The 15,940-nt window shown below is 66.0% G+C and carries 15 protein-coding genes and 3 pseudogenes; 9 read left to right on the forward strand and 9 right to left on the reverse strand.

Features of this window, described 5'->3' with window-relative positions:
* Nucleotides 1-320 precede the first annotated feature (320 nt).
* The 3 genes and pseudogenes from M3461_14695 to M3461_14705 form a co-directional block, all read right to left on the reverse strand.
* Entirely contained in the window at nucleotides 321-1,586 is a 1,266-nt protein-coding gene (locus tag M3461_14695) for an FAD/NAD(P)-binding protein (GenBank protein MDQ3775501.1), read from the reverse strand.
* Between the two features lie 103 nt (nucleotides 1,587-1,689).
* Nucleotides 1,690-1,752: pseudogene (locus tag M3461_14700) on the reverse strand (hypothetical protein).
* A gap of 224 nt (nucleotides 1,753-1,976) precedes the next feature.
* A complete protein-coding gene (locus tag M3461_14705) occupies nucleotides 1,977-2,639 on the reverse strand; it encodes a hypothetical protein (GenBank protein ID MDQ3775502.1) in 663 nt (220 codons plus the stop codon).
* On the opposite strand from M3461_14705, the pseudogene M3461_14710 reads away from it, so the two are divergent.
* Nucleotides 2,542-2,806: pseudogene (locus tag M3461_14710) on the forward strand (NAD-glutamate dehydrogenase). The gene M3461_14705 and the pseudogene M3461_14710 sit on opposite strands and share 98 nt — an antisense overlap.
* On the opposite strand, the gene M3461_14715 reads toward M3461_14710, so the two are convergent.
* On the reverse strand, nucleotides 2,772-4,232 hold the full coding sequence (locus M3461_14715) for an NAD-glutamate dehydrogenase (protein MDQ3775503.1): 1,461 nt from the start codon (nucleotides 4,230-4,232) through the stop codon (nucleotides 2,772-2,774). The pseudogene M3461_14710 and the gene M3461_14715 sit on opposite strands and share 35 nt — an antisense overlap.
* Before the next feature lie 1,095 nt (nucleotides 4,233-5,327).
* On the opposite strand from M3461_14715, the gene M3461_14720 reads away from it, so the two are divergent.
* Nucleotides 5,328-5,900 carry a hypothetical protein gene (locus tag M3461_14720; protein MDQ3775504.1) on the forward strand — a complete coding sequence of 191 codons (573 nt, stop codon included), beginning with the start codon at nucleotides 5,328-5,330 and terminating at the stop codon, nucleotides 5,898-5,900.
* Between the two features lie 339 nt (nucleotides 5,901-6,239).
* Here the strand turns inward: M3461_14720 and M3461_14725 are convergent, their stop codons facing one another.
* The 5 genes from M3461_14725 to hldE are packed head-to-tail and all read right to left on the reverse strand — an operon-like array spanning nucleotide 6,240 to nucleotide 10,653.
* Nucleotides 6,240-6,614 (reverse strand): transcriptional regulator, encoded by a 375-nt coding sequence (locus tag M3461_14725; protein MDQ3775505.1) that lies wholly within the window; start codon nucleotides 6,612-6,614, stop codon nucleotides 6,240-6,242.
* A gap of 11 nt (nucleotides 6,615-6,625) precedes the next feature.
* Complete coding sequence (locus M3461_14730) at nucleotides 6,626-6,928, reverse strand: type II toxin-antitoxin system HigB family toxin (protein MDQ3775506.1); 303 nt, start codon at nucleotides 6,926-6,928, stop codon at nucleotides 6,626-6,628.
* Between the two features lie 4 nt (nucleotides 6,929-6,932).
* Nucleotides 6,933-8,261, reverse strand: a complete 1,329-nt coding sequence (gene waaA, locus M3461_14735; protein MDQ3775507.1) for a lipid IV(A) 3-deoxy-D-manno-octulosonic acid transferase — start codon at nucleotides 8,259-8,261, stop codon at nucleotides 6,933-6,935.
* On the reverse strand, nucleotides 8,258-9,196 hold the full coding sequence (rfaD, locus tag M3461_14740) for an ADP-glyceromanno-heptose 6-epimerase (GenBank protein MDQ3775508.1): 939 nt from the start codon (nucleotides 9,194-9,196) through the stop codon (nucleotides 8,258-8,260). Before rfaD ends, waaA begins: the two co-directional genes overlap by 4 nt.
* Nucleotides 9,193-10,653 carry a bifunctional D-glycero-beta-D-manno-heptose-7-phosphate kinase/D-glycero-beta-D-manno-heptose 1-phosphate adenylyltransferase HldE gene (hldE, locus tag M3461_14745; GenBank protein MDQ3775509.1) on the reverse strand — a complete coding sequence of 487 codons (1,461 nt, stop codon included), beginning with the start codon at nucleotides 10,651-10,653 and terminating at the stop codon, nucleotides 9,193-9,195. Before hldE ends, rfaD begins: the two co-directional genes overlap by 4 nt.
* 42 nt (nucleotides 10,654-10,695) lie before the next feature.
* On the opposite strand from hldE, the gene M3461_14750 reads away from it, so the two are divergent.
* From M3461_14750 to cas2 (M3461_14780), 7 genes and pseudogenes are all read left to right on the forward strand, one after another.
* Complete coding sequence (locus M3461_14750) at nucleotides 10,696-11,454, forward strand: DUF3108 domain-containing protein (protein MDQ3775510.1); 759 nt, start codon at nucleotides 10,696-10,698, stop codon at nucleotides 11,452-11,454.
* Between the two features lie 36 nt (nucleotides 11,455-11,490).
* Nucleotides 11,491-12,285, forward strand: coding sequence for a CRISPR system precrRNA processing endoribonuclease RAMP protein Cas6 (cas6, locus tag M3461_14755; protein ID MDQ3775511.1), 795 nt, complete (start codon nucleotides 11,491-11,493; stop codon nucleotides 12,283-12,285).
* A 482-nt stretch (nucleotides 12,286-12,767) separates the two neighbouring features.
* Nucleotides 12,768-13,163, forward strand: coding sequence for a hypothetical protein (locus M3461_14760; protein MDQ3775512.1), 396 nt, complete (start codon nucleotides 12,768-12,770; stop codon nucleotides 13,161-13,163).
* Entirely contained in the window at nucleotides 13,121-13,528 is a 408-nt protein-coding gene (locus M3461_14765) for a reverse transcriptase/maturase family protein (GenBank protein MDQ3775513.1), read from the forward strand. Before M3461_14760 ends, M3461_14765 begins: the two co-directional genes overlap by 43 nt.
* Nucleotides 13,529-13,980: 452 nt before the next feature.
* Nucleotides 13,981-14,834 (forward strand): annotated as a pseudogene (gene cas1 / locus M3461_14770) (CRISPR-associated endonuclease Cas1).
* A 200-nt stretch (nucleotides 14,835-15,034) separates the two neighbouring features.
* Nucleotides 15,035-15,346, forward strand: coding sequence for a CRISPR-associated endonuclease Cas2 (cas2, locus tag M3461_14775; GenBank protein ID MDQ3775514.1), 312 nt, complete (start codon nucleotides 15,035-15,037; stop codon nucleotides 15,344-15,346).
* Nucleotides 15,346-15,621: a CRISPR-associated endonuclease Cas2 gene (gene cas2 / locus M3461_14780; GenBank protein ID MDQ3775515.1), complete on the forward strand. Its 276-nt coding sequence runs from the start codon at nucleotides 15,346-15,348 to the stop codon at nucleotides 15,619-15,621. Before cas2 (M3461_14775) ends, cas2 (M3461_14780) begins: the two co-directional genes overlap by 1 nt.
* The last annotated feature ends 319 nt before the right edge of the window (nucleotides 15,622-15,940 follow it).

The following is a 15,940-nucleotide window of genomic DNA, read 5'->3' on the forward strand; positions in this document are numbered from 1 at the left end:
CAGGTAAGGGGTGTCACGATCACAGGGACGGAAATGGCTCATGCGCGCTCGCTCATCGGAACCCTGACCGATCCGATCCCCTCGCGCTTGAAAAGTTCCACGCTAAGTCCGACAGGCTGCTAGGGCAGACCATCATATACCAGTACCAGGCGGCTCTGGAGCACAGGCCGATGCCCGGGAAGGGATCCGAGGCTCGTTGCGGGTGACTATAGCTATCTCGGAGGTGAGGGGGAAAGGACCATGCCTGTCCCGGAGGCAGACGGACCTTGGAGAGGTACCCGAGATTTGCAATGTGTCTCGCCCCGTGTTTGGCCCGGTGTTCAACCGGCGCCGCCGGCCCGTGCCAACTCGGCGCGCGCAGGGCGCCGTGGCCGTTCGAGATCGCTCAGCAACGTGTTCGCAAGACGCGCCGCCTGTCCGCGGATCTCCGGCACGGCGGTGGTTTCCCAGAGCATGCCTTTTTCCGGCGGGCCGAGCGTATACAAGTGGCGGGACGCACAGCCGGCGGCGTCTAACAAAGCCCCGTTCGAACCGGTGGCGAGGCCGAGGCCCAGGGGGTCCGGATGGACCAGGCCGCGGTCGAGCAGATCGTTGATCAGCCGGCTTTCCAGCTTGCGGTAATCGCTTTCGGAGCCGGAGCAGTTCACCACGGCATTGACGCGGAGCAAACTGACCTCATCGAGGCCGCGCCGCCTGATCACGACGTCGACGCCGTTCCCATCCTCCCGATAACCCATGACGCGGCCGACATGGCGGACCAATTGCCCGGACTCGCTCAGTGCCTGCAGGTGGTCGCCCACGAATGGCGCGAGCCTATGCCGGTGACAATCCCAGAAGGGGCGCAGGTGGCGCAGGAAACGCCGTTGCTCGGCGAGTGGCAGGCTCGCCCACAAGGTCGGCGTTGCCGGCCGCAGGGCGTCGATGGCGGCGCGCCAGTCACAGCCCTGGGATCCGATGTAGTGACGGATGTGGCGCAGCCAGGCACCGACCGCCCGCGGCCAAGCGTCCGCGGCGATGCTGAAATCGACCGGCGCAGCCGGGCGATGCGCATGGGGCCACACCCCGCGCCGGGAGAGCACGTGCAGGGTCCCGCGGTAACCGGCCTCGCTCAGCGTAATGGCCCAGTCGGCCATGGTGAGCCCGCTGCCGATGGCGAGGCAGGACCGCGTCTCCATCAGGGCCGCCAGCACCTCCGGGCCCCAGGGATCGCCGTGATAACGGTCTCTTTCATAGAACGACCGATCGGCCACGCTCGGATCGCCGGGATGAAAATTACCCAGGGCCAGGACCACACGCTCGACCTCGAGGCGCTCACCGCTGGCCAGATGGAGACTGATTCCACGCGGTCCGCGCTTGAGACCTACCGCCTCGCCGGTCTTGCGTTCCAGCACGCCGGCGGATGCCCCGCGCTCGGCTTCATCGAGCACCCCGCACAGGTAATTCCCGTAGGCGCGCCCTGGCAGGAATGACGCCGGGGTGATCGCCGTGACCCAAGGGGGATTGATCAATTGATGCTCGCGCCCCGTGGCCCAGCGGAGAAAGTGCTCCGCGTCGTCGGGGAACGCGCTCATCTTGGCGGCGGGCACGTTCAGGAAATGACAATCCCGGACCGTGCTGTAGGCGATCCCCCCACCGAATTTGGCTGGGGGCGCGTTCGATGAGGCGCACCGTGAGAGGGCCCGCGGCTTTGCTCAATAGGTGCGCCGCGACCACTGTGCCGCTGAATCCAGTGCCGACAATGGCGATCTCCATGGGGAACGACCTATTCGCAATACCGGTGGCCCGCAATGCATAGACAGGCCCACTACCCCCGCAGCGGAACGGCACGCCAAGAGAGCCCCCGAGAGCCCTACGCGAGCTTTTTCAGCCCCGCAAGGCCACGTCGAGCTGTCGTACACGACGCCGATGCCGCTGGGACCGAAAACCTTAACTCCCGGGATATTCGGAGGCCACGGCAGGGGTGTATGAAAAAACGGCTAGGGGATGCGGCTGACACGCTCACAACGCTTCGCGGTATCCGACCCGCGCCCGCCCCTGCAACGGTCACCGCCACTGCCGCCGTCGAGTGCGTCGCGGCCCGTACCGCCGTGCAGCGTATCGCGTCCGGCGCCACCCCCGAGCCTGTCCCTGCCGCTCTCGCCGAAGAGCCTGTCGCGTCCGGCGCCACCCCGGACCCTGTCGTTGCCGCTGCCCGCGCAGATCGTGTCACGGCCGCCGGCGCCGTCGATGGTGTCGTTGCCACCCAGGCCGGCGATGACATCGTCGCCGGCGGTGCCGATGAGGACATCGGCGCCCTCCGTGCCGAGCACGTCCCCTATCCGCGTTCTTTGCGGACGGGGGAGGGTAGGGTGGGGGTCCGGCGTCGCGGCCGGGCGTGTGTGACGGTGCTCAGCGCGGTACTGCTGGCCGCCGCGGCCGGGTTCGTGGCCGAGGCCGGCGCGTCCCTGCCGCGAGCACCGGAAGAGGGGCGCGGTCGAGGGCGCGCCGGTCGAACCGGGCGTCTTCGAGGGAGACGTGCGCGCGTTCGTGTGCTCCGCCGATGTCGAGGCGGTACACCTGCGCGGCGGCCAGGTGGCGCGCGGGGGGATCCGCTGGTCGGACCGGCGCGAGGACTTCCGTACCGAGGTGCTCGGCCTCATGAAGGCCCAGCGGGTCAAGAACGTGGTGATCGTGCCGGTCGGGGCCAAGGGCGGCTTCATCGTCAAGCGGCCGTCCGCCGCAGGGGGGCACGAGGCCTTGCACCAGATGGGCGTGCATTGTTTACCGGACCTTCATCCGCGGGCTCCTGGACGTAGCCGACAACCGGGTGGGACAGCGAGACCCCCGACGTTGGCCAGGTGCAGCTCGATGTGGCCGCCGGCCGCTGCCGCCTCGATCCGAGCGATGTCGTGCACCGCATGGCGCGCCGTGTAGTCCTCGCGATAGGCCGCGGGAAAGGCCGCTCGATAACGCCGCGAAAAGTCGTTGCCCGCCTCCTCCCCGTGGGCCTCGATGAGGGCCTCGTGCAGCCGATCGGCCCACGAGCGCGTGGCCTCCGCGAGGCGCGCTTCGATGTCGCCGATCTCGAAGGCCGGGACGTCCTCGGGACGGGTGCGGGCCATGAAATGGATGCGCGCCAGCGGCGACTCGGCGAGCGACACGTTGAAGTCAACTTCAAAGGCGTTGACGGCCTCGCGCAGGATCGTCTGCATGCGCTCGCGGAGATCGGTGTTGTAACGGTCACGCGGCACGAATACCAGGCACGACAGAAACCGGCCGTAGGGGTCGCGGCGCACGAACAGCCGCACGCGCGGCCGTTCTTGCAGATGCAGGATCCCCAAGGCGGTTTCGCATAGCTCGTCCAGCGAGATCTGGAAGAGCTCGTCGCGCGGATAGGACTCGAGGATATACTGTAACGCCCGGGCGGAGTGGCCCTCCGAGGCGAACGCGGCACGCCCCATGACAGCCTCGATCTTGTGGCGCAAGAGCGGGATGGCCTTGGGATCGCCCTGGTAGACCGCGGAGACGTGCAGGCCCAGGAAGCCCAGCTCGCCTGTGATCCGCTCGTCGTCCCCGAAGCGCCGCACCCCGATGTAGTCGAGGTAGCTCGGGCGATGGACCGTCGAGCGCGTGCTCGCCTTGGTGATGACCACGGGCGTGATCGCCGCGGACGTGGTGAGTACCGGACCTGCGTCGCACGAGGCTCCCAGCGACTCGGCCGGTCCGTGCCCCGGCCGGTCTTGAGACCCCGCGGGCGGGTCGCGCCAGATCCCGAGCCCCGATCCCGCGACGGGACGGAGATCGGCGCCGGGTACGTCCCGTACATGATCGCGGCAGCCGAGCAGGGTGAAATTGCCCTCTGCGAGCCACTCGAGAAAGGCCCGCAACTCTTCGATCGGGTCGCCGGATAGGGCCTTCGAGGGAATGGTGCCGAACGACTGGGTAGCCCGGGCGAGCGCCGCGCGCATCGCGGGCCGATCCTCGACGGCCGTGCGTACATCCGCGAGCACGCGACCCAGGTCATCCCGCAGGACCGAGATCTCGCCTGGGTCCGTTTCCCGGTCTATCTCCACATGAATGATCGATTCCGCGCGTGCGCCTTTGGTCGTGGGGTCGGCGATCTCGATGAGGAGCCCCTTGGCTTCGCGCACGACGTGCAAGATCGGGTGGACCATGAGGTGGATGGTCGCGCCATGGCGGTTCAGCTCCATGACCAGAGAGTCCACCAGGAAGGGCATATCGTCGGTGACCATCTCGACGACCGTGTGGGTGGACTGCCAGCCGTGCTCCTCGAAGCCCGGGTTGTAGACCCGCAGCTTGAGCTCGCCGGGCCGCCGCTCCCGCAACAAACCGAAGTGCGCGAGTGCGGCGCCGTAGAGATCCGGGACCTCGCGCTCACACAGGTCCTCGGCCGAGACGCCGGCATAGTACCGGCGGACGAAGGCCTCGACCCCTCCCGCCGCGCGCGCCGGGATTCGCTCACGCGCGAGCGCCGCGACGGCCTCGATGATCTCGAGTTTTTTCTGTTCCGGGGAACGGACGGTGAGGGTCATTCCTTACGCCGCCGACCTTGTGCGTGACGACTTCAACAAGTTTAACAGTGCCCCGTCCTTCACGGGGACGGTTATGAGTCATGATGACCCGGTGATTTAGGGGGGACAGGGCGGGGCGCTGGCGGCCGCCATAGCCCGTCAGCGGACTAGACTACAGCGCTGCCTGGCGATATCGCATTGATCTATCAGACTTGTCCTATCCTTCCCCGTGGTTGTTGACTCTTCGGTCTACAATGGCTACCCTGCTTCGGTCTACAATGGCTACCCTGATAGTAGCCCAAAGTGCGAAGCTTGGCAGATCGTAGGCGAACATGGCCGCGGTATCGGGTGAACCAGAGGCGTAGTGCTACAGGACGAGGGGGTCTTCAGGGCATTCGAAGGCCCATCGGCAAGGGCGAGATACCGGGAACAACGACCGTAGATCATCCTACCTTTGTGATCCGGTCGGTAAAGGTGTTTCCCGGTACCCCGGCATGGGCGCCTGACCCCGACGTGGCGCAAGGTCCCCCCGCGCTGCTCGCCTCCCTTCTCTGAAAAAGCGGGGAGGCGAGGGGGGATCTCGAGCGGTCGTTGCAGTACGCTGGCGGTGAGATCCTGCGTGCGGCGTGTGAGGGAATTTTATTGCCTGGTTATAGAACGACCGGTCGTGAATTTAAACGATAGATGGGAATGGACGTCGCCAAGGGGCGTGAGGGTCTCTTGATCCTTGGTGGGCTAACCGGCTCTCCGCTGATTTCGGTGGGAGCATTCATCGCGTGACTTATCACGAAACTCTGGAACAATAGTGGAGGCATCATGAGCATCACAACGCTACGCTTACTTATCGCGCTGCTGGCGAGTCTGGATCCGTCCTCGGTGTACGCACACGGCGGCGTGGCGATCGAATTCGACGAATGCGTGGTGCGCATCGGCAAGTTCACAATGCATTTTACCGCCTACCAATCCGGCAGCGGCACCGAATATTGTTGGGAATTGCCTGCGCCCGGCGAGGCCATCCTGGTTTTCGATTTACTCGATGCCGCGATGCGGACCAAGCCCACGGGGGTCAGGGTCGTGGAGACGACGGATGAGGGCGACTCGGAATCGATCGTGCGCACGGTAGCGTACCGGGAGCCCAGGTCGTATCCGACCGGCACGATCGATCTGCACGGCACCTTTGAGACGGGCAAACACTATGCCGCGTTGGTGACCCTGGGTGATGCAAAACCCCAAGTGTTGAAGGCGCCTATTCAGGTCCTGGAACCGCCCGAACGACAACTCGCGCCCGTAGCGGCCGCGGTGGTCCTCATCACCGTGATACTCGGCCTACTACAACGGCTTCGTCTGCCGTTCGGCCGCCGAGGATCAAGGCGGTCCCGGAAAGGGTGAACGCTTGGCAAAGGCGCAGGTTTACCGCTCGGCAGACGCGCTGCCGGACTACACTTTCGGGCGCGCGACCGTGTATACCTTGACTCCGGATCGCAAGGAACTCGATTCAAACGCGAGCTCGTCTATCACATACCCGCGCTGTTCGTAAAACCGGGCGATCTCCTGTCATCGCATAATCGCCTGCAGGCCGAGTCCGCCGAGTCGTTGCGACGCCTGAAATGTATACTCGAAGACGGTGCCGTCAAGGGTTGTGACGAAGTCTTCAACCGCTAACCAACATGATGACTACTACGGCTTTGCTTCGATGATCCCGGCTGGGCTTTGATGGTCTTTGCGAGCTCATGCGACGCGGAACTCCTCTGGCTGTTTGATCAAGCTCTCGGCCGGGATGCCAAGCCCCCTATGCAGCTTCCAGATCATCTTCAGCGTCAGCGGCCGCTTGTGGTTCAGAACCTCGTACACCCGGTTCAGGCGTCCGATCATGGGTTCCAGATCCTTGGGGGAGAGACCCATCTGGTCCATGCGGAACTTAATCGCCTCGACCGGATCCGGAAGATCCAGTGGGAAATGCCTCTTCTCGTAGGCCTCCACCAGAGTCACCAGGACGTCGAGACGTTCGCCTTCCGGGGTGTCGGTCTCGGCCATCATGAGCGACTCGATCTCCTTCAGGGCTGCCCGGTAGTCGGCATCGGTTTTGATCGGTTTGATGTCCATCGTCACCTCCTTCAAATCGTCTGCGCGTCGATCTCGTCGTACTGAGCGTGGGTTCCGATGAACCGCACGTAGACCACCCGGTACGCGTAGTTGATCCATACCACCACCCGGTACTTGTTGCCAGCGATGTTGAACGCCACGCGTCCGTCCCTCAGGATGCTTGCGTTCCGGAACTCGGCTTTCACGTCCGCCGGAGATGCCCAGTCGGCCTTGAGCGCGTACCGATACCACGTCAGCCCAGGCTGCTCGGCATCCGCGTAGGCCGGGTTGTCTTCCCAGAATGCCTTGAGTCTCGAGAGGGCGATGATTCGCACTCGCCTATCTTAGTCCCACATTGGGACTACGGCAACGTTCGCCTCCCGGAGGCGAGGCAGAAAACCGATCGTCAACCCACGACGCCAGGATCGCCACGATGCGCCCCACGGCGCCGCGGTGGGCCAGGACCACTTGCCGGCCGCGCTCACCGGCCTCGCGGCGTACCTCCGGAGCGGACAGTAGCTCCGAGACGCGGGCGGCCAAGACGTTCGGGTCTTCTGTGATCCAGGCCGCGCCCACGCCGATTAACGCAGCATAGACGGCCTCGAAGTTCGTCACGCACGGCCCCGTCACGACTGGTACGGCGAGGCGCGCGGCCTCGAGCGGGTTGTGGCCGCCGATCCCGACCAGGCTGCCGCCGACGAACGCGACGTCCGAGGCCCCATAGAAGACGGCCAGATCGCCCATGGTGTCGAGCAGCAAGACGTCGGTCTCCGCGGCGAAGGCGTCGCCCCTGGAACGGCGCGTGGTCTCGAAACCGTATTGCTTGCACAGATCGTAAACATGCCCGAAGCGGTCGGGATGGCGTGGGGCAAGGACCAGCAGCGCTTGACTGTGGCGGCCTTGGACCACCGCGTGTGCGCGCAAGACCAGCGCCTCTTCGCCTTCGTGGGTGCTCCCGGCGATCCATACAGGCCGGTCGCGGCCGATCTCACGGCGCAAGCTCGTGCCCTCTGCGAGCAGCCCGGCCGGGACCTCGGCGTCGAACTTGACGTTGCCGGCGTCGCTGACCGCCGCGGGATCGGCGCCGAGCGCCACGAACCGCTCTGCGTCTTCCGACGACTGCGCGGCGATCCGTTGGACGTTGCGGATCAAAGTGCGCGTGACGCCTGGAACGCGCTGGTAGCCGCGAAACGAGCGCGGCGAGAGCCGGGCGTTCGCGAGCAGGACCGGGACCCCTTGGCGCCGGCACTCGGCGAGCAGATTGGGCCACAGCTCGGTCTCCATGATGACCACCGCCACGGGTAGCACGCGCCCCAAAAAACGCCGCATGGCCACGGGTAGATCGAACGGTAGGAAGAAGCGCGGGACCTCCCCGCCCAGCTCCCTGGCCACACACTCGGCACCGGTCGGTGTGGTCGTGGTCATCACCACTTGGAGGTGCGGGAAACGTGCGCCGATGGCCCGCACCAGCACGGCCGCGGCCTGCGCCTCACCGACCGACACGGCGTGGATCCAGAGGCGGGGCCGTCCGCGATCCGCGAGCTGGATATATCCCAGGCGCTCCGGCCAGGCCCGCCGGTAGCCGGGGTGGCGCGCGCCCAGCCAGGCGAGCCTCAAGAACAGGAACGGGGTCGCGAGATAAAAGCAGAGCGTGTAGAGCCTTCTCACCTCTCGAGCCACTCGAGGTAGCGCTCGACGCCGTCCTCGATGCCCAAGAAATCCGCCCCGTAACCGGCCGCGCGCAGCGTCCCGAGATCGGCCTCCGTGTAGGCCTGATAGGCCGCGCGCAGGTCCTCGGGGAAAGGGATGTACTCGATGTCACCGCGCCCGTGCCAGGCGAGGACGGCGCGCGCCGTGTCGTTGAAGCTCCGGCTCGTGCCGGTCCCGACGTTGAACACCCCGGAACACCCGGGGTGCGCGAGGAACCACAGGTTCACGGCCACCACATCCTCGACATGGACGAAATCGCGGCGCTGTTCCCCGTCCGCATAGCCGTGGCTTCCGGCGAAGAGACGCAGCCCGCCGCCGGCTCGGATCTGCCGGTCGAAGTGGTAGACCACGCTCGCCATCCCCGCCTTGTGGGCCTCGCGCGGACCGTAGACATTGAAATAGCGCAAGCCCACGATCTGGCTCTCGGCCTCCGGCAGGCGCCGAAAGACGTGCTCATCGAAGAGGTGCTTGGAGTAACCGTAGGCGTTCACCGGTGCCTCGTGCCCGCGAGAGAATATCTGGCCGGTGCCGTACACTGCGGCACTGGAGGCATAGAGGAAGGGGATGCGCCGCGTGAGGCAATAGTCCAGCAGATCGCGGGAATAGGCGTAGTTGTTGCGCATGAGATAATGGCCATCCCATTCGGTCGTGACCGAGCAGGCGCCGTGGTGGAAAACCGCCTCGATGGGCGCGCGGAGCTCGAAGCCGCGCTGGATGAGCGCGACAAAATCGTCCTTGTCGTAATAATCCATGACGGACAGGCCGACGAGGTTCCGGAACTTGCGCCCGTCCTTGAGGTTGTCCACCACCACGATGTCGCGATGACCACTGGCATTCAAACCTCCGACGAGGTTGCTGCCGATGAATCCCGCGCCGCCTGTCACGACGATCACGATCGAGACCCTCCTTCGGTCAATCCCTCGAGCGCCGTGAGCACGCGGGTGCTGGAGCAGCCCGCCACGAGGGGCAGGGAGATGACCCGCCCGCCCTCGTCCGTCACACAGCCGTGACCCGCGATCTGCTCGGGCCGGTAATCGCCGCCTTTCACCAGGACCTCGGGGCGCACCCGGCAGATGAGGCGCTCCGGCGTGTCCTCCGCGAATGGCACCACCCAGTCCACCGAACGCAGGCCCGCGAGCACCGCCAGACGCTCAGCCAGCGGGTTGACCGGCCGGCCCGGTCCCTTGAGAAGGCCGACGGAGGCATCGTCGTTCACCGCCACGACGAGCCGATCGCCCAAGGCCCGCGCTTCGGCGAGATAACGCACATGGCCGGCGTGCAAGATATCAAAACAGCCGTTGGTCATGACCACGGTCTCGCCGCGCAACCGGGCACGCTCCACGAGCCCGATCAAGGTCTCTTCGCTCACGATGCCGGCGGCCGCACCGGCCTCGTCGTGGAGGGCGGCGGCCAACTCCGCTACGCTCACGCTCGCGGCCCCGAGCTTTCCGACCACGATGCCCGCGGCGGTATTGGCCAACGCCGCGGCGTGCTTCAAGTCCTGTCCGGCCGCGAGCGCCGTTGCCAGCACCGCGACCACGGTGTCGCCCGCGCCGGTGACGTCGTACACCTCGCGCGCCTTGGCCGGGAATTCGGTCTCCTCACCCTCGCGCGGGATCAGCAGCATGCCGCGCCCGCCGCGCGTGACCAGGAGCGCCGCGAGCCCGAGCGTCTCACACAGGCGTCGGCCTTTGTCGACAAACTCGCCCCGACCGGCGCATTCGCCCACGACGGCCTCGAACTCCTTGGTGTTTGGCGTCAGCACGGTGGCACCCCGATAGCGCGAAAAATCGCGACCCTTGGGGTCCACGACGATGGGCTTATTCTGGCTCTGCGCGAGATCGATGATGCGCTCCACATTCGTCAGACTACCCTTGGCATAGTCCGAAAGGACCACGACCTGTGCCCCCGACAGCGCCGATCGGAAGTCTTCGAGCAACTGTTCCATCCCGCCCCCAACTTCATTGTGTGTAGTGTGGGGGCGTTCGAAATCGAGGCGGATGAGCTGCTGGTGCTGCGAAAGAACGCGCAGCTTGACGGTGGTGGGCGACCCGGCAACGCGGGTGAACCGGCAACGCACCCGGAGGGCCTCGAGCCGGTCCGCGAGCACCGCGGCGGCCTCGTCGGTGCCGGTCACGCCGATGAGCATAACGCCGGCACCGAGCGCCGCGACGTTGGCCGCGACGTTGGCGGCCCCGCCCGGCCGTTCCTCGTTGGCCGTCACGTGTACGACCGGGACCGGCGCCTCGGGGGAAATGCGGCCGGTCGCGCCCGACCAGTAGCGGTCGAGGATCACGTCGCCGACGACGAGTATCGATGCGGATTGAAAGGCGCGGGCGCTGAGGGTCATCGCTGGGGCGACGGCACGATCGGACCCCTATAATAGCCCGTCGTGCAGACGAGTAAACCCACATGGGCTCTAGGCCGACCCCCGCGCTACGGCATGCTGGCCGCGGCCGCGGCGATCCTGTGCGCGGCCGTGGGCGTGTACGCAGGCCCGCTTGAGCCCTTCAGCGCCACCTACCGGCTCGAGATGGCGGGGCTCGCGATCGGTACCATCGACAGAAGTCTCGCGCCCGGCCCGGGCGGTCGTTACCGCTACCGTTCCGAAAGCCGGGCCAAGGGGCTCGCCAAGCTCCTTTTCGACGACCACCTGATCGAGGAGAGCCTCTTCGAGGCCAACGCCACGGGTTTTCGGCCGATCCGGTATTCGTCCCGCTACACCGGGCACAAGGGCCCGAGCACGGTGAACGTGCGCTTCGATTGGCGCGGCTCCAAGATCAAGAATAAAAAAAACGAACGCCGCTGGGAGCTGCCGCTGTCCGCTTCGGTCTTCGACAAGCTCCTCTACCAGCTAACCATCATGTACGATCTCCGTGCCGGCAAGCGCGATCTGAGCTACCGGATCGTGGACGGCCACGAGATCAAGACCTACCGATTCCTGGATCTCGGAACGGAGCGTGTCAAGACACCGCTCGGTGCATTCGATTCCGTCAAAATAGAACGACGCAAGGAAAACAGCAAACGCAGGACCACGATCTGGTGCGCCCCTCGCCTCGGCTACCTCGCGGTGCGACTCGACAACCGCGACGGCAAGGGCCGCGACGTCACGGCCCTCATCGATCGCCTGACGGGTATCCCCGCCCGTTAGCACGGCGACCCCGCCCGCGGCACGAGAACCACGACGATGCCGTTACCAGAGCCCCCTATCGCATCGATCGGAAACCGACACCCGTTTCTCTTCGCTTTCCGCTCGGCCCGCTTCAGGTTCCGGCTCTGCACTGTCTCGCACGTGGAACTGCCGGCGGAAAAGGGCTCGACCTTCCACGGGGCCCTCGGGCACCTTTCGCAGCGACAAGCGCCCCTCTCCTATCGTTTCCTTTACGAACCCACCAGCACCGAAACAGCCCCGGCCTCGCATCGCAGCGAGACCTACCGCGCCCCTTCGCGCTCCTGCCACCCTTCCCTGTCCTCATGCAGCGGCTCTTGGAGCGTGCGGAGTGCCTGGGCCTCCTTCTACCATCGGGACGCGACCCTCGACAGCGAGACGAAGCGAGGGCTCGTCGACCGGGCGCGCGCGATCGAGATCACGGGCCACGATCTCTACTGGGACGACTGGTCGCGCTATTCCGGCCGCCAGCACACCTGGATGAAGTTCGGCGGGCTCCTGGGAGAGATCACCTACCGGGGCGATCTCACCCCGTTCCTACCCTGGCTTGCGCTCGGGGAATGGATGCACATCGGTGGAAAGACCAGCTTCGGGCTCGGGCGGTATACAATCGAGCTACCGGGGCAGGGAATAGGCCGCGCTCCGCCGAGTCCGGGACCATCAAGAGGTACACGGATGATGAGCATTCATAGGAAGATAGTGGGGGACGAGCATGGTAACCCGCAAGACGTCATCATTCCTTGCGATGAGTTTCAAGGGATTGCCGAGATCCTGGGGCTGGGCGCGCCTCCCGCGCCGATCGGCCTCCTTTGAACTGCTTCCAATTACCCTCTACTTGGTCCCAAGTTAAAACCGACGACCGATTTGAGGGGATTGAAACTGTCGGTGCCCTGAGCTGTGCAATCGAACTTGACCACTGGTTAAAACCGGCGACTCGCTAGGCCGGCCGGATCGGTGGTTTAGCGCCCCGCTAGTCTGCCTAACCCGGCATTGACTGGTAGCGACGATTGGGGAGGAGCGCGCCGCGCTCTGCCCGTTGTACCGGCGCTATACTGAGAAGGTGAATAGAGAAGAGTTGCGGGCTTGGATCCTGGCGCGGCGCGCCGCCGAGGCGCGTGAGCTCCGCGAACGGACGTCCGTGCCGGAATCCCCCTCCGATGCCATTCGCCGCTCGCTCGGGCTCATCGCGCTCGGGGCCAGACTGCACGGGTGGCCGCATCCCGAGATGCGGTCACGCGCCGAGAAGACGGGATCGTCTACGAGCGTTGGCGGCGACTGCGTGCCCGAATGGGGCCGTGACGACTTCGGGCGAGAGCGCGATGCTCGCGGCCCTCGCCGAGGCACTCACCGAGAGTGGGGCGCCCGCCATGATCATAGGCGGCATCGCGGTCATCGCGCGCGGCGTCCCCCGCCAGACTGTAGATGTGGACGCGACCGTATGGGGTGACGCCACGTCGATCGAAGCATTGGTCGAGGTCTTTCGCCGTCACCACATCGTCCCGAGGATCACTGACGCAGTCGCGTTTGCCCAGGAACGCCAGGTCTTGTTGCTGCGCCATTCGGACACCGGTACGCCCATCGAGGTCACGCTCGCGAGCCTGCCCTGGCCAAGGCCGAGGGCGGCATCCGCATCCTGCGCATCCCTTGCGTGCGCGACCGCGTGGCCCAGACCGCCGCGGCGTTGGTCTTGACCCCCGTGCTCGATCCGGAATTCGAGGACGTCAGCTACGGCTACCGCGAGGGGCGCTCGGTGGACCAGGCCGTGCGCCGCATCATGCAGTTGCGCGATCGCGGCTTCCGTTGGATGGTCGATGCCGATATCGAGCGCTATTTCGACGAGATCCCGAGCGACAAGCTCCTCGAACGGCTCGCCCGGCACGTGGACGAGGAAGCGCTCCTCGCGCTCGTGCGCCGCTGGCTCGCGGCCGAGGTACGGGGACGGGACCGGAGGATACCGCATGACCAAGGGCGTAGCGCAGGGCTCCCCGCTCTCGCCGCTGCTCGCGAACCTCTACCTCGACCGCCTCGACGAGGCGCACCTGCGTGCCGGACATAAGCTGGTGCGTTTCACCGATGACTTCGTGATCCTGTGCAAGACTCGCCCCGAGGCCGAGCAGGCGCTGGACCTCGCCGAGGCGGAGCTGCGTAAGAATGCAGCTTGCGCTCAATCCCACCAAGACCCGGATCACGCACTTCGACCACGGCTTCAAGTACCTCGGCACGATCTTCCTGCGCAGCCTGGTCATGCGCGCCCGCTACCGTGAGCCCGACCCGCTCTGGGGCCCCGCGTCCGCAAGCGCCGAGAGCGAGGCGCCGCCAATAAATATGAATATAGGGCCCGCGCCGACCGAACACACGGCGCTGGCCGAGGCGATGCGCGGCGCGCTCGAAAGTCTGCCGGAAGACCAAGCCCGCGAGCGCTGGGAGGCATTGCGCGAGGTAGAGGCCGAAGCCGATCTGCCCCCATCCGCCTCCGGCCACGACCCCTTGCTGCGTACGCTCTACATCATGGAGCAGGGCGCGGAGCTCGGGAAGGAATACGAACGCTTCATCGTGCGCAAGAAGGACACGGCGCCCATCGAGGTCCCGGCCATCAAGGTCGACCAGATCCTCATCTTCGGGAACGTGCGCATCACCACACCCGCCATGCAGTTCTGTCTCATCGAGCAGATCCCGATCGTTCTCCTTTCGAGCCGCGGGCAATACTACGGCGTCGTCGAGTCCGCCAAGAGCGATCAGGTGACCCTTCATGCCCGGCAGTTCGCGCGCGTTGCCATCCGGACTTTGCGCTCGGGTTCTCGCGCGGGGTCGTGCGCGGCAAGCTGGTCAATGCCCGTACCCTGCTGTTGCGGCAGGGACGCCGTACCGAGGATCCGGACATGCAGGCCGCCGCTTCCGAGATCGAGGGTCTCATCGGTCGCATCGCCGAGGTCGGCACCCTGGACGAGCTGCGTGGGCTGGAGGGGGCGGCCGCCGCACGCTATTTCTCGGTCTGGCCCAAGCTCCTCGGGCCGGAATGGGGCTTCACGGCGCGCCGCCGCCAGCCGCCCCCCGATCCGGTGAACAGCCTCCTGTCCTTCGGCTATACGCTCCTCTTCTACAATGTCTACGCGATGCTGCGCTCCCGGGGGCTGCACCCCCATGTCGGGATCTACCATGCCCTGCGCCCCGGGCACCCGGCGCTCTGCTCGGACCTCATGGAGGAGTTCCGCGCCCCCATCGTCGATGCCACCGTTCTCGCGCTCATCCACCGCCGCCAGGTGAGCCCGGCCGACTTCGTGCTCCCGGCCGAGCCCGGCCTGCCCTGTCTCTTGACCGACGCCGCCCGCAAGCGCGTGACCCATGCTTCGAGCAGGCGATGAACCGGCCGGTCTCCCATCCCGATGCCGGCGAGCGCTGCGACTATCGGCGCGCCATCGCGCTGCAGGCGGAACGGCTCGTCGCATATCTGCGCGATGAGGCCAAGCCCTATGCGCCGTTCCTGACGCGATAAACGATGGCACCCCGTCCGGTGAGCTCGCGTAGGGGCACCCCCCTCTGGGTGCCCTGGTTCCGATAAACGATGGCACCCCGCCCGGTCTCCGTCCCCTCCCACACCTGGGTCATCGCGTACGACATCGCCGACGACCGCCGCCGCGCGCACGTGGCGCGCGTCCTCGAAGGCCATGGCCTGCGGGTGCAATGGAGCGTGTTCGAATGCCGGTGTAACCGGACCGAGATGCAGGCGTTGCGGCGGCGGCTCCTGGAGCTGGCCGAGCCCGGAGCCGACCGCCTGCGCTTCTATCCACTCTGCGGGCCTTGCGCTTTGCGCATCTCCGAGCAGGGACTCGGCGCCATCGAGACCGATGGCGAGGGCGGCTATCGGGTGATCTGATGTTCGTCGTGGTCAGCTACGACATCGCCGACGACCGCCGCCGGGCGCGAATCGCCTCGGAGATGGAGAACTTCGGCAGGCGCGTCCAGTACAGCGTCTTCGAGTGCCACCTGAGCGAGGTCCAGATCACCGATCTCGAGACCCGCTTGCAGGCGATCATCGACTGGGACCGGGACCGCGTACGTTACTATCGCCTCTGCGAGCGCGACGCGCGGCGGACCGTCGTGGACGGCCCCGGCGGGGTGAGCCGCGACTGGGATTACCTCATCGTGTGACGCCCGGCCGAGCGCTGCCCTCGCCTCGCGCGCCGATCGGCGCTCCTGTTGAGCACCGGCACGCGATAGCGCGCGCATGTACTTGAAACCCGAGGTCGCCTTCGGGTTCTGGAGGAGCTTGAGGAGTTAAAACCGACGACCCGATTTGAGGGGGATTGAAACCTACCAGATTCGTGTCCCAGGAAGCCACAACTAACCCATTTTTCTCAACTGGAGGGGGTACCCAGCCTGGAAGGCGCATAGATTGGGCTACGCGGTCAAAAGGTCTCCACTACAAATGGGCTGGATCGCTTCAGTGTACGAGTTGGCCGGCGGCGGT

This window comes from Pseudomonadota bacterium, from assembly GCA_030860485.1.
GTDB lineage: Bacteria > Pseudomonadota > Gammaproteobacteria > JACCXJ01 > JACCXJ01 > JACCXJ01.

Coding starts and splice junctions, on each gene's coding strand:
- M3461_14705 (MDQ3775502.1), bottom strand. CDS start 2,639: ATGAGGCCGAGCACCTCGGTACGGAAGTCCTCGCGCCGGTCCGACCAG.
- M3461_14715 (MDQ3775503.1), bottom strand. CDS start 4,232: ATGGTCACCGACGATATGCCCTTCCTGGTGGACTCTCTGGTCATGGAG.
- M3461_14720 (MDQ3775504.1), top strand. CDS start 5,328: ATGAGCATCACAACGCTACGCTTACTTATCGCGCTGCTGGCGAGTCTG.
- M3461_14725 (MDQ3775505.1), bottom strand. CDS start 6,614: ATGGACATCAAACCGATCAAAACCGATGCCGACTACCGGGCAGCCCTG.
- hldE (MDQ3775509.1), bottom strand. CDS start 10,653: ATGACCCTCAGCGCCCGCGCCTTTCAATCCGCATCGATACTCGTCGTC.
- cas6 (MDQ3775511.1), top strand. CDS start 11,491: ATGCCGTTACCAGAGCCCCCTATCGCATCGATCGGAAACCGACACCCG.
- cas2 (MDQ3775514.1), top strand. CDS start 15,035: ATGGCACCCCGCCCGGTCTCCGTCCCCTCCCACACCTGGGTCATCGCG.
- cas2 (MDQ3775515.1), top strand. CDS start 15,346: ATGTTCGTCGTGGTCAGCTACGACATCGCCGACGACCGCCGCCGGGCG.